Genomic DNA, 12,785 nt, shown 5'->3' with positions numbered 1-12,785 from the left:
CGTGAAGAAAGGTGCAGACACTATGGATAACATCAAAAAAATCAAGAACATTTATCCTCTGAGTCATATGCAGGAGGGAATGCTCTTTCATTCCTTCCTCCGTAAAGAGGAGGGGGCATACGTTGAGCAGTCGCTCTTCACCATTAAAGGAAGCCTCAGCTATGAATGGTTTCAGCGCAGCATTCAAGCCATTATCGACCGCCATGATATTTTCAGAACCGTGTTTTTGCCGCACGTCCCGCATTTGTCGGGACCTCGGCAAGTCGTGATGACAGAACGTGAATTCCATTTGTACAGCGAAGACATTTCCCATCTGCCAACAAACGATCAGAATGAGTATATTGAACGCTTTAAAGAGAAGGACAAGCAAAAAGGCTTTGATCTGCAAAAAGACATGCTGATGCGGATTTCTCTATTCAAAACAGCTAAAGATGAACATGTCTGTATCTGGAGTCACCATCATATTTTAATGGACGGATGGTGCCTAGGTATTGTTATGCAGGAATTTATGCAAATTTATCAATCGATTCATGCAGGAAAACCGCTTTCATTAGACCCTGTCCGTCCGTACAGCACCTATATTTCCTGGCTGACAAACCGAGACAAAGAAAAAGCAGCAGCCTACTGGGATACCTATTTAAAAAACTACAGCACTCCATCACCTCTGCCTCGTGTGTCTGATAAAGAAACAAAAGAAGGTTATCACCGTGAAGATTTGATATTTTCATTAAATAAACCACTGACAGACAAGCTGAAAGAGACTGCCAAACAACACGGCGTCACGCTCGCTATCCTAATTCAGGCGGTCTGGGGTGTGATGCTACAGCAATATAATCGCACAGACGACGTTGTGTTTGGCGCAGTTGTATCAGGAAGACCGTCAGAAATCCCGGGCGTGGAGCAAATGATAGGGTTGTTTATCAATACCATACCGATTCGAATTAAAACACATCAAGACGAAACGTTTCACGAGCTGCTCATACGCTGCCAGAAAGAAATGCTGGAAGCTGAGCCGTTTACCTGCCAGCCTTTATTTGATATTCAGGCAAACACCGCATTAAAACAGGAACTGATTGATCACATTATCGTCTTTGAAAACTATCCGTTACAGCAGAAAATCGCCGATTCCGCTGATCAAACCGATTCACCGCTGCAAATCGATCAAGTTCAAGTATCCGAGCAATCAGGATATAACTTTAATCTTGTCGTTGCTCCCGGCGAAGAGCTTGTCATCAAGTTCAGCTATAATGCATTCGTTTACGATGCTGCCTGGATCAGCTGTATCAAGAGGCAATTTACGCAAGCGCTTAGCACAACTGCACAGCACCCTCATATGCCAATTGCTGATTTTTCTTTTCTTGATGCAACAGAAAAAGAGCAGATTGTCACACAGTTCAACAATACAAAAACGGAGTATCCAAAGAATCATACAATTATCGATTTATTTCGCGAACAAGCAGAAAAGACGCCAGACCATACCGCACTTGTGTATGGCAATATGTCTATTTCGTATAAAGAGCTTGATAAACGCTCTAATGCGCTCGCCAGAGAGTTAATTCAAAAGGGATTTCGGAAAAACGAGACAGCCGGAATATTGGCTGCACATTCTCCCGAATTCATGATCAGTGTGCTTGCCGTATTAAAAGCAGGGGGAGCATACCTCCCGCTTGATGCGGAGCTTCCGCTTGAACGAGTCAGCTTTATGCTTGAGGAAACGCAAGCAAAAATGCTGATTGTTCAAAAGGGATTGGAGCAAAACGCTACGTTCTCAGGAACATGTATCATTTCAGATGCGCAGGGATTGATGGAAGAGAACGATTTCCCTATTAATATCAGCTCCAGCCCGGATGATCTTGCGTACATCATGTATACCTCAGGATCAACAGGCCGGCCGAAAGGGGTCATGATCACGAATCGCAATGTCGTGTCCCTTGTCAGAAACAGCAATTACACGTCTGCGTCCGGTGATGACCGGTTTATTATGACTGGATCTATCAGCTTTGACGCCGTCACCTTTGAAATGTTCGGGGCACTTTTAAATGGCGCAAGCCTTCATATCATTGATAAATCGACAATGCTGACACCTGATCAGTTTGGAGCGTATTTGCTTGAAAATGACATTACAGTGCTATTTTTAACGACAGCTCTTTTTAATCAGCTGGCACAGGTACGAGCTGACATGTTTCGCGGACTCTATACGTTATATGTCGGAGGAGAAGCACTCTCTCCTGCTCTGATGAATGCTGTCAGACACGCCTGTCCAGATCTCGCGCTTCATAATATTTACGGGCCTACGGAAAACACGACTTTTTCAACCTTTTTTGAAATGAAGAGAGACTATGCGGGGCCGATTCCGATTGGAAAACCAATCAGCAATAGCACCGCTTACATCTTAGATACAAAAGGACGTCTTTTGCCAATAGGCGTTCCCGGCGAGCTTTGTGTTGGCGGTGATGGTGTCGCTAAAGGCTATTTGAACAGAGATGACCTGACAAATGCTGTTTTTTCTCCTCATCCTTTCTTGCCTGGAGAAAGAATATACCGTACCGGTGATTTGGCGCGCTGGCTGCCTGATGGAAACTTAGAATACATCAGCAGAATTGACAGGCAAATGAAAATCCGCGGAAAACGAATTGAGCCTGCCGAAATAGAAGCGCGCCTGTTAGAAATGGAAGGCGTTCAAGAAGCAGCAGTGACATTGAGAGAAAAAGATGGAGAGGCGCAGCTGTACACTCATTACGTCGGTGATCACAAAAAAACAGATACGGATTTTCGCGCCGATTTGGCGCGTGTGCTTCCAGACTATATGATCCCGCAGCACTGGGTGCGTGTGGAGCGGATGCCGCTTACCGGAAACGGAAAAATAGACCGCAGCGCGCTGCCTATTCCAGAAAATAAGCCTGCCAAACGACAGAACATCATATTGCCAAGAAACTTGGTTGAAGAAGAATTGGCGAACATTTGGAAGCAAGTCCTCGGTGTTAACACAATCAGTATTGATGATGACTTCTTTGCTATTGGCGGACATTCACTAAAAGCACTGCAAGTCATACATACACTAAAACATCAGCAGAACATTGACATACCGATTGATTTCTTGTTCGAACATCCGACAATCGCTCAGCTTGCCGAAAAACTTTATTCTAAACAGCTGAGAGCGGCAGATGAACAGCATGTGATCAAACTGAACCAGCACGGCGCGCAAAATCTTTTCTGCTTCCCGCCGATATCAGGATTTGGCATTTATTTTAAAGACCTTGCTTTATTGCTGAATGAGAAGGCAGCCGTATACGGGTTTCACTTTATTGAACAAGACACCCGCATTGAACAATATGTTAATTGCATGACGGACATACAGCCTGAGGGCCCATACGTTTTATTAGGCTACTCTGCAGGCGGAAACCTGGCTTTTGAAGTGGCACAGGCTATGGAGCGCAAAGGATTGGAAGTCAGCGACTTCATTATCGTGGACGCTTATCTAAAAGAACAGCCTTTGCCTATCGATACCGGGAATGACGAATCTGCAGCATATCTGCCTGAAGCAGTCAGAGAAAAGGTGATGAAGAAAAAAAGAAACTATCAGGCATATTGGGCACAATTGCTGAATGAAGGGCACATCAAAGCAAGCATTCATTTCATCGAAGCTGGAATCCATCCCGAAACCAGCAAGAATACAGGCTTAACGAAATGGGAAGGCGCCTGCGGAAACTATAGTGAGTACACGGGTTTTGGCGCTCATAAAGACATGCTGGAAGGAACATATGCTGAAAAGAATGCTGACATCATCCTCGACATTTTAGAAAAGATCACTTCAAATAAAGCAATCCCGCACAAACAATAGAGCGGATTCGCGGACAGAGGCACTCTCTGTCCGCTTCTTTTTGTATCAAAGAATGGATCGATGACACTAGGGAATGATAACATCATCCTTTTTCTTGGAGGCTTGTCATGGATCATCTATCTTTTCTTACGTTTATCATGCTGATTCTAGCCAGTTACAGGCTGACACATTTGATTGTATTCGACAAAATCACAGAATTTATCCGAAAACCTTTTATGAAAAAGAAAAGGATTGTTGATCAAAACGGGCATGTAGATGAAAAAAGCGTGCCGGCTTCTAACTTTGGATACATGCTCAATTGCTACTGGTGTGCCGGTGTTTGGTGTGCCATCTTGATCGGACTTGGCTATCTATTTTTGCCTCGTATTGCAATACCGCTGATCTTTATTTTAGCCATTGCCGGAGCACAAGCGATCCTTGAAACGGCTGTCGGTGTCGGCGTAAAACTTATTGACGTGTTAAAAAGTCTGCAAACCATGATGAATGATAAAAAGTCCTAAAAGCGGTTCACAACATGCTTTAGGACTTTTTTCGTTTATTTAGTGAGATAGACATTCTGTTAATCACCCTTTTATAGCCCGGGAATACCGTAATAGCGAATAGTGAAAGTGATGTAATGGGGGAGAAGAAACAGAATGAAGGTTTGCCAAAAGTCGATTGTCCGTTTCCTTGTCAGCTTGATCATCGGAACGTTTGTCATTTCCGTTCCGTTTATGGCCAATGCGCAGTCTGACAGGGAGCTGAGAGCCGTATGGATTGCTTCCGTATTAAATATTGATTGGCCGTCCAAAAAAGGGTTATCTGTGAAAGAGCAAAAACAGGAGTATATCAAACTGCTGGACGATGTGCAGAAAATGGGAATGAATGCCGTTATTGTTCAGATTAAACCGACGGCTGATGCCTTTTATCCGTCAGCTTACGGGCCTTGGTCGGAATACTTAACCGGTGTCCAAGGGAAGGACCCGGGCTATGATCCTCTTGCATTTATGATTGAAGAAACCCATAAACGAAATTTGGAATTTCACGCGTGGTTTAACCCTTACCGTATTACAATGAATCATACAGATCTTAATAAATTGTCTGAGAGTCACCCGGCAAGAAAACATCCAGATTGGGTTGCCGCCTACGGAAACCAGCTGTATTATCATCCAGGCATTCCAGAAGCGAGAGATTTTATCGTCAAAGGCATTGAAGAAGTCGTAAAACATTATGATATCGATGCTGTTCATATGGATGATTATTTTTACCCTTATAAAATAGCAGGACAGGAATTTCCTGATCAAGCACAGTACGAACAATACGGAAAAGACGCTTTTTCTAATATCGATGACTGGCGGCGGGACAATGTGAACCAGCTTGTCAAACAAATCAACCAAACAATTAAAGCTGCAAAACCGTATGTCAAATTCGGCATCAGTCCCTTTGGAGTATGGAGAAACGCAGCAGATGACCCGACCGGATCGAATACAAAAGCAGGCGTCAGAAATTATGACGATCTATATGCAGACACAAGACATTGGATCCAAGAAGGCGACATCGATTATATTGCTCCGCAAATTTATTGGAGTATCGGCTTTAACGCAGCGGCTTACGACGTGCTGGCTGATTGGTGGAGCAATGAAGTCAAAAATAGGCCTGTTCACTTATATATTGGCCAGGCAGCATATAAAATCAATAACAATTTTGATCCGCCTTGGTCCGACCCTGAGGAATATGTGCGGCAAATCACTTTGAACCGCCAGCTTGAACTGGTGAAAGGAAGCATGCATTTCAGCCTCAAGGACCTCAACAAAAATCCGCTTGGCATCAAAGAAAGGCTCAGCACTGATCTTTACAGCAAGCCTGCACTGGTTCCGCAAATGCCTTGGCTGGACAGTACCGCCCCAAAAAAACCGAAGCTTACGAAAGTCACCGAAGACAAAAACGGCAATCTTCTGCAGATTAAAGATCACCCATCAAATCAAAAAACGAAAGAAACAGCCTATTATGCGATATACAGAGCCGAAGGGAAAAAGCAGAGAACATTGCTGGCAACGCAAAGAAAAACACATGAGCAGCAAACCTTCTTAGATAACACGGCAGATCCTAACAAGAAATATACGTATTATGTCACTTCAGCAGACCGGCTTCATAACGAAAGCAAGGCTTCCAAACGAACAACAAAATAAGAAATGAGAAGGACGGCTTTCTAAGTCGTCTTTTTTTAAAAGTGATTTTGGAGACAGGAAACGATGGTAAACCGCTGTAGGCGGTGTTTGGACATTTTCCATTATTGGAATCTGAGAAGCTAGTACTAAGTAAAATCGAAGAGAAACACGTACAGGACGTGTTTTACGTTTTCATTTCTAGTCTGGTTAGGTGCCACATTATTTTTTGTGCTGTTCGAAGATGCTGTGTTGACTGATCCGGCTGAAGAAGCCTTTTTGCCGAACTTTCTTCTCTTGGGAGCGGGCACTGCTCTAGTTTTATGCCTTGTGTTCTTTCTCTATCAAAAACTCGATCAATCACAGTTCGCGGTGATCAAGCTAGGTATATGGGGATCAGCGGTCGGTTTATTGATGGATACGATTTCCCTTTGGAATCTTCCCCTCATCTTCCCGGCTTTATCAAAGGGCCAAGTTATTGCGTTTACGATATGGATGGTATGCGCCTACTGCATGTATTTACTCATCCCGCTGATATTATCACATAAAAAATGATTCAGTTTTAATTTTCAGACTTTTCTTGTCAGGGAATGATTATAGAACTCGCCTAATAGGATGTTACAAAGATGTGAAGGAGGAAACGATGTGAATTTTGAGCTGACAAAAGAACAACAAATGGTGCGTGAAATGGTAAAAGATTTTGCGAAAAAAGAAATTGCTCCTCACGCTGAACATGTAGATCAAACAGGCGAGTTCCCGATGCATACATTTAAAAAAATGGGTGAACTCGGTCTGATGGGTATTCCATTTCCAGAAGAATACGGCGGATCTGGCGGTGATACGATTTCATATGCCTTAGCGGTTGAAGAAGTCGGCAAAGCCTGCGGCAGTACTGGATTAAGCTATGCTGCAGCGGTCTCGCTAGGCGCAAGCCCTCTATACTACTTCGGAACAGAAGAGCAAAAACGGACGCATTTGACGCCGCTGGCTTCAGGCACAGCACTCGGATCATTCGGCCTGACGGAGCCAAATGCAGGCTCAGATGCAGGAGGCACTCAAACAAAAGCGATTTCAAATGGTGACGAGTATGTAATCAACGGCGAAAAGTGCTGGATCACTAATGCAAGCTACGCACGCACAGTTATTGTGACTGCAGTAACAGGCAAAAACAAAGATGGAAAAAACATCATCTCCGCATTAATCGTGCCAACTGACACACCAGGACTTACGATTACGAGCCCGTACGATAAAATGGGCGTCCGCGGTTCGAATACAGCGGAAATTTTGCTTGAGGATGTAAGAGTGCCTGCGGCCAACTTACTCGGCGATCCAACAAAAGGGTTTAAACAGTTTCTATATACGCTGGACGGTGGTCGAATCTCCATCGCTGCTCTTGCAGTCGGCATTGCTCAAGCGGCCCTTGACGCATCATTGGCATATGCGAAAGAACGAAAACAGTTTGGACAGCCGATTTCTTCATTTCAAGCGATTCAATTTAAGCTTGCTGACATGGCGATGGAAATTGATCTGGCACGGCAAATGGTGTTAAAAGCCGCCTGGCTGAAAGATCATAACCGCCCGTTCACCAAAGAAGCGGCGTACGCCAAGCTATTCGCATCTGAAATGGCGACAAGAGCTTGCAATCAAGCCATTCAAATCCATGGAGGTTCAGGCTATATGAAAGAGTATGGGGTGGAACGGATGCTGCGGGACGCAAAATTAATGGAAATCGGTGAAGGCACATCTGAAATTCAGCGTCTCGTGATCGCCAGACAGCTTTTAAAATAAAAATGTAAACGCTTTCCTATCATTAAGAAAGGAGGAACAATGAATGGCTGAACTCATCCATTCCACAATCGGCAGGCTGCTGGAACAAACAGCTGATGCGTATCCCGATCGAGATGCTGTTGTGTATCCAGACCGAAATATCCGCTATACGTACGCTCAATTTGACAGTCTGTGCCGTCAAACCGCTAAAGGTCTCATGCGGATGGGGATTGGAAAAGGAGACCACGTCGCCATATGGGCTTCTAATATCTCTGAATGGCTTGCCGTCCAGTTCGCAACTGCGAAGATCGGAGCCGTGCTCGTGACCGTCAATACCAATTATCAAGCACACGAGCTTGATTACTTGTTAAAGCAATCGGATGCCGCGGCGCTTATTATCATGGATTCATACAGGGGCACTTCTTATCCAGACATCGTGAACAGTTTAATTCCAGAACTGCAAGAAGCAAAGCCCGGCCAACTGAAATCTGAACGCTATCCCTTTTTAAAAACGCTGATCTATATTGGCAATAAACGATTGTCTGGCATGTATCATTGGGACGATACAGAGATATTGGCGAAAACAGTGACAGATGCTGAGCTTGAAGAGAGAATGAACAGCCTGGATAAAGACAATGTGATTAATATGCAATACACATCAGGAACGACAGGGTTTCCAAAAGGCGTGATGCTGACCCATTTCAATGTCATCAATAACGCTGCTAATATCGCTGAATGTATGGCTTTAACCTCTCAAGACCGCATGTGCATCCCTGTTCCGTTTTTTCACTGCTTTGGATGCGTCCTTGGGGTTTTGGCATGTGTATCCGTCGGGGCAGCCATGATACCCGTGCAAGAATTTGATCCCGTTACCGTCCTTAAAACGGTAGAAAAAGAGAAATGCACAGCGCTCCATGGTGTGCCTACCATGTTTATCGCCGAGCTGCATCATCCGGATTTTGATGCATATGATCTATCGACGCTCCGAACAGGAATCATGGCCGGCTCTCCCTGTCCAAGTGAAGTGATGAAAGCTGTGATTGAAAGGATGGGCATGAAAGACATTACGATCGCCTATGGACAAACCGAAGCCTCGCCAGTCATTACACAAACGAGAGCAAATGATTCCTTCATAAGAAGAGTCGAAACAACCGGCCGTGCCCTGCCACATACTGAGGTGAAAATTGTAGAACCCGGGACATGTCAAGAAGTTCAAAGAGGCATGCAGGGAGAGCTGTGCACCCGTGGCTATCACGTCATGAAAGGCTATTATAAAGACAAAGAAGCGACCAGAAAAGCAATCAATCATGACGGATGGCTGTTTACCGGAGATCTTGCTGTCATGGATGAAGACGGGTACTGCCGCATCACTGGAAGATTAAAAGATATGCTCATCAGAGGCGGCGAGAACATTTATCCGCGGGAAATTGAAGAATTTTTATACCGGCATCCCGCTGTTTTAGATGTACAGGTCGTTGGTGTGCCTGACGCCAAATTCGGGGAGGAAGCTGCAGCCTGGATTAAACTGAAAGACGGTAAAAGCGTTTCACCTGATGAGCTTAAAGCCTATTGCAAAGGGAAAATCGCCCGCCACAAAATTCCGCGTTATGTTATTTTTACGGATGACTATCCGATGACGGCCTCAGGCAAAATTCAAAAATATAAACTGCGAGAAAAAACGATTGAAATGTTCAACTTATCATCAAGTCAATGAGGTGAAATCATGTTTACAAAAGTACTGATCGCCAACCGCGGAGAAATTGCAATGAGAATTATCCGAACATGCAGCCGTCTCGGCATTAAAACGGTCGCTGTTTATTCAGAAGCAGACAAGGACGCGCCCCATACAAAAGCCGCTACAGAGGCATATTTGATCGGGGAATCGAGAGTCAGTGAAAGTTATTTAAATATAGAGAGAATCATAAAGACGGCGAAAAAAGCAAAAGCCGACGCGATCCACCCGGGATATGGATTGTTATCAGAAAACAGCCGGTTCGCTGAACGCTGCAAGCAAGAAAACATCGTGTTTATCGGACCTTCCCCTGATATCATCGCAAAGATGGGCAGCAAAATTGAAGCGCGAAAAGCAATGGAGGCTGCAGGTGTCCCTGTGGTGCCGGGCGTTTCTGAATCCCTCGGAGATATAGAGGCAGCCTGCCGCACCGCATGTCAAATCGGCTATCCTGTCATGCTGAAAGCTTCAGCGGGCGGAGGGGGCATCGGAATGCAGCGTGTTGAAAATGAAGAAGCATTAAAAAAAGCGTACGAGGGAAACAAAAAGCGCGCAGCAGATTTTTTCGGTGACGGGTCGATGTATATAGAAAAAGTTATTGAACATGCGCGCCACATCGAGGTTCAGCTTTTGGCCGATCAACACGGCCATACAGTACATCTGTTTGAACGTGATTGCTCTGTTCAGAGGCGCCACCAAAAAGTCATTGAAGAAGCACCGTCTCCATTTGTAGACGATGAACTAAGAATGAAGATCGGGCAAACAGCGGTAAAAGCAGCGAAGGCAATCGGCTATACGAACGCAGGCACCATCGAATTTATAGTTGACCAGAAGCAAAATTTTTATTTCCTCGAAATGAATACGAGACTGCAAGTTGAACACCCCGTGACTGAAGAAATAACAGGCCTGGACTTAGTTGAGCAGCAGCTGCGGATTGCTGCGGGCCATACACTCACATTCTCCCAAAAAGACATCCAACGGAACGGGCATGCGATAGAGGTTCGAATATACGCGGAAGATCCCAAGACCTTCTTCCCGTCACCAGGTACGATCACTGCGTTTTCACTTCCTGACCAAAAAGGAGTCAGACACGAATGTGCGGTAGCAAAAGACAGCACCGTTACCCCTTTTTATGACCCGATGATCGCTAAGATGATTGTCAAAGGCCAAACCAGAACAGAAGCAATTGAAAAACTAGAGACAGCGCTTCGCGACTATCGTGTAGAGGGAATCAAAACAAATCTTCCGCTTCTCATACAGGCTGCGGCAACAAAGGCATTTAAAGAAGGGGATGTCACGACTGACTTTTTGAAACAACACCTATAAAGGAGGCAGTTGTCATGACGGTTAACATACAAATGGCAGGAAACCTGTGGAAAGTCCACGTCAAAGCCGGCGACCAAATCGAAAAGGGCCAGGAGGTAGCCATTTTGGAATCGATGAAAATGGAAATCCCGATCGTTGCAGATAGAAGCGGAATCGTAAAAGAAGTCAAAAAAAATGAAGGCGACTTTGTAAATGAAGGAGACGTACTGCTCGAACTGAGCGATTCCACTCAATAATTTGGAGGAAGACCATAATTTGGAGGAAGACCATGACATATCCTAAAAAAGTGACAATCAAAGAAGTCGGCCCGCGTGACGGCTTACAAAACGAGCCCGTATGGATCTCAACAGAGGATAAAATAACCTGGATCAACCAGCTTTCCAGGACAGGGCTTTCGTATATTGAAATCACATCCTTCGTTCACCCGAAATGGATTCCGGCGCTTCGAGATGCTATCGATGTAGCAAAAGGCATCGACCGTTTAAAAGGGGTAACGTACGCGGCACTTGTCCCGAATCAAAGAGGACTGGAGAATGCACTTGAAGGAGGCATTAACGAGGCTTGCGTTTTTATGTCCGCCAGCGAGACGCACAACAGAAAAAACATCAATAAATCCACTTCTGAATCCCTTCATATACTCAAACAAGTAAACAACGACGCACAAAAAGCAAACCTCACAACAAGAGCCTACCTCTCGACTGTTTTCGGCTGTCCGTACGAAAAAGATGTCCCCATTGAACAAGTCATTCGCCTTTCAGAAGCTCTATTTGAATTTGGGATTTCTGAACTGTCGCTTGGAGATACGATTGGAGCGGCTAATCCCGCCCAAGTGGAAACTGTACTTGAAGCTCTTTTGGCACGATTCCCGGCTAATCAAATTGCCCTGCATTTTCATGATACGAGAGGAACCGCTCTGGCCAACATGGTCACAGCACTCCAAATGGGCATCACGGTGTTCGACGGCTCGGCAGGCGGGCTTGGGGGATGCCCATATGCGCCAGGTTCATCAGGAAACGCCGCAACTGAGGATATCGTGTACATGCTTGAACAGATGGATATCAAAACAAATGTAAAGCTCGAAAAACTGCTATCTGCGGCTAAATGGATTGAAGAAAAAATGGGCAAACCGCTGCCGAGCAGAAATTTACAGGTGTTTAAATCATCTTGATAAAAGGGAGGACGCATACAATGGGAGATTCTATTCTTTTTACTGTTAAAAATGAACATATTGCGTTGATCACCTTAAACAGGCCTCAGGCAGCAAATGCTCTTTCAGCGGAAATGCTTAGAAACCTGCAAATGATTATCCAGGAAATTGAATTTAACTCAAACATCCGTTGCGTCATCCTCACAGGCACCGGTGAAAAAGCGTTTTGTGCAGGGGCAGACCTAAAGGAACGGATAAAACTGAAAGAAGATCAGGTTCTGGAAAGTGTATCTCTCATTCAAAGAACGGCGGCTTTACTTGATGCCTTACCGCAGCCGGTCATAGCTGCGATAAATGGAAGCGCATTAGGCGGAGGACTAGAATTGACATTGGCATGCGACCTTCGAATCGCAACTGAATCAGCTGTGCTGGGACTTCCGGAAACAGGGTTAGCTATTATCCCGGGCGCTGGAGGGACCCAAAGGCTGCCCCGGCTGATTGGCAGAGGAAAAGCAAAAGAATTCATTTATACAGGCAGACGCGTGACCGCACACGAAGCAAAAGAAATCGGCCTTGTAGAGCATGTCACGGCTCCTTATGACCTTATGCCAAAAGCAGAGGAACTGGCCGCAGCCATTTCTGCCAACGGGCCGATCGCTGTCCGTCAGGCTAAATTTGCAATCAATAAAGGATTGGAGACAGATCTCGCTACAGGCCTTGCGATTGAACAAAAAGCGTATGAACAAACCATCCCGACAAAAGACAGGAGAGAAGGGCTTCAGGCCTTTCAAGAAAAAAGACGGGCCGTATACAAGGGAATATAAAAGG

The 12,785-nt window shown here is 45.1% G+C and carries 11 protein-coding genes; all 11 read left to right on the top strand.

Annotation, left to right across the window (positions count from 1 at the left end; genetic code table 11):
• Position 1 precedes the first annotated feature (1 nt).
• Positions 2 to 3,841 carry a plipastatin non-ribosomal peptide synthetase PpsE gene (gene ppsE, locus MHI44_RS00500; protein ID WP_339202643.1) on the top strand — a complete coding sequence of 1,280 codons (3,840 nt, stop codon included), beginning with the start codon at positions 2 to 4 and terminating at the stop codon, positions 3,839 to 3,841.
• Between the two features lie 107 nt (positions 3,842 to 3,948).
• Complete coding sequence (locus MHI44_RS00495) at positions 3,949 to 4,341, top strand: DUF1360 domain-containing protein (RefSeq protein WP_014476970.1); 393 nt, start codon at positions 3,949 to 3,951, stop codon at positions 4,339 to 4,341.
• 135 nt (positions 4,342 to 4,476) lie between these two features.
• Positions 4,477 to 6,009, top strand: a complete 1,533-nt coding sequence (locus MHI44_RS00490) for a glycoside hydrolase family 10 protein (protein ID WP_181217100.1) — start codon at positions 4,477 to 4,479, stop codon at positions 6,007 to 6,009.
• Between the two features lie 83 nt (positions 6,010 to 6,092).
• On the top strand, positions 6,093 to 6,245 hold the full coding sequence (locus tag MHI44_RS00485; protein ID WP_041055511.1) for a hypothetical protein: 153 nt from the start codon (positions 6,093 to 6,095) through the stop codon (positions 6,243 to 6,245).
• Positions 6,235 to 6,540, top strand: coding sequence for a DUF5367 family protein (locus MHI44_RS00480; protein ID WP_003245257.1), 306 nt, complete (start codon positions 6,235 to 6,237; stop codon positions 6,538 to 6,540). Before MHI44_RS00485 ends, MHI44_RS00480 begins: the two co-directional genes overlap by 11 nt.
• A 90-nt stretch (positions 6,541 to 6,630) precedes the next feature.
• The gene (locus tag MHI44_RS00475; protein WP_160221624.1) at positions 6,631 to 7,773 is read left to right on the top strand and encodes an acyl-CoA dehydrogenase; all 1,143 of its coding nucleotides are present in this window, start codon (positions 6,631 to 6,633) and stop codon (positions 7,771 to 7,773) included.
• A 43-nt stretch (positions 7,774 to 7,816) separates the two neighbouring features.
• On the top strand, positions 7,817 to 9,466 hold the full coding sequence (locus MHI44_RS00470; RefSeq protein WP_213407783.1) for an AMP-binding protein: 1,650 nt from the start codon (positions 7,817 to 7,819) through the stop codon (positions 9,464 to 9,466).
• Positions 9,467 to 9,475: 9 nt separating this feature from the next.
• Entirely contained in the window at positions 9,476 to 10,810 is a 1,335-nt protein-coding gene (locus MHI44_RS00465; RefSeq protein ID WP_339202642.1) for an acetyl-CoA carboxylase biotin carboxylase subunit, read from the top strand.
• A gap of 14 nt (positions 10,811 to 10,824) precedes the next feature.
• The gene (locus MHI44_RS00460) at positions 10,825 to 11,046 is read left to right on the top strand and encodes an acetyl-CoA carboxylase biotin carboxyl carrier protein subunit (RefSeq protein WP_021479784.1); all 222 of its coding nucleotides are present in this window, start codon (positions 10,825 to 10,827) and stop codon (positions 11,044 to 11,046) included.
• Positions 11,047 to 11,078: 32 nt separating this feature from the next.
• Positions 11,079 to 11,978 carry a hydroxymethylglutaryl-CoA lyase gene (gene ldeG, locus MHI44_RS00455; RefSeq protein WP_072174029.1) on the top strand — a complete coding sequence of 300 codons (900 nt, stop codon included), beginning with the start codon at positions 11,079 to 11,081 and terminating at the stop codon, positions 11,976 to 11,978.
• Positions 11,979 to 11,998: 20 nt separating this feature from the next.
• Positions 11,999 to 12,781, top strand: coding sequence for an enoyl-CoA hydratase (locus MHI44_RS00450; protein ID WP_339202638.1), 783 nt, complete (start codon positions 11,999 to 12,001; stop codon positions 12,779 to 12,781).
• The last annotated feature ends 4 nt before the right edge of the window (positions 12,782 to 12,785 follow it).

Origin of the sequence: Bacillus sp. FSL K6-1366 (assembly GCF_037976695.1) — a bacterium.
Taxonomy (GTDB): domain Bacteria; phylum Bacillota; class Bacilli; order Bacillales; family Bacillaceae; genus Bacillus; species Bacillus subtilis.
This window is presented reverse-complemented; position numbering and strand designations above follow the sequence as displayed.

What these genes read in the sequence shown, in the direction of transcription:
- MHI44_RS00495 (WP_014476970.1), top strand. Translation starts at nt 3,949, where the DNA reads ATGGATCATCTATCTTTTCTTACGTTTATCATGCTGATTCTAGCCAGT.
- MHI44_RS00490 (WP_181217100.1), top strand. Translation starts at nt 4,477, where the DNA reads ATGAAGGTTTGCCAAAAGTCGATTGTCCGTTTCCTTGTCAGCTTGATC.
- MHI44_RS00470 (WP_213407783.1), top strand. Translation starts at nt 7,817, where the DNA reads ATGGCTGAACTCATCCATTCCACAATCGGCAGGCTGCTGGAACAAACA.
- MHI44_RS00465 (WP_339202642.1), top strand. Translation starts at nt 9,476, where the DNA reads ATGTTTACAAAAGTACTGATCGCCAACCGCGGAGAAATTGCAATGAGA.
- MHI44_RS00460 (WP_021479784.1), top strand. Translation starts at nt 10,825, where the DNA reads ATGACGGTTAACATACAAATGGCAGGAAACCTGTGGAAAGTCCACGTC.
- ldeG (WP_072174029.1), top strand. Translation starts at nt 11,079, where the DNA reads ATGACATATCCTAAAAAAGTGACAATCAAAGAAGTCGGCCCGCGTGAC.
- MHI44_RS00450 (WP_339202638.1), top strand. Translation starts at nt 11,999, where the DNA reads ATGGGAGATTCTATTCTTTTTACTGTTAAAAATGAACATATTGCGTTG.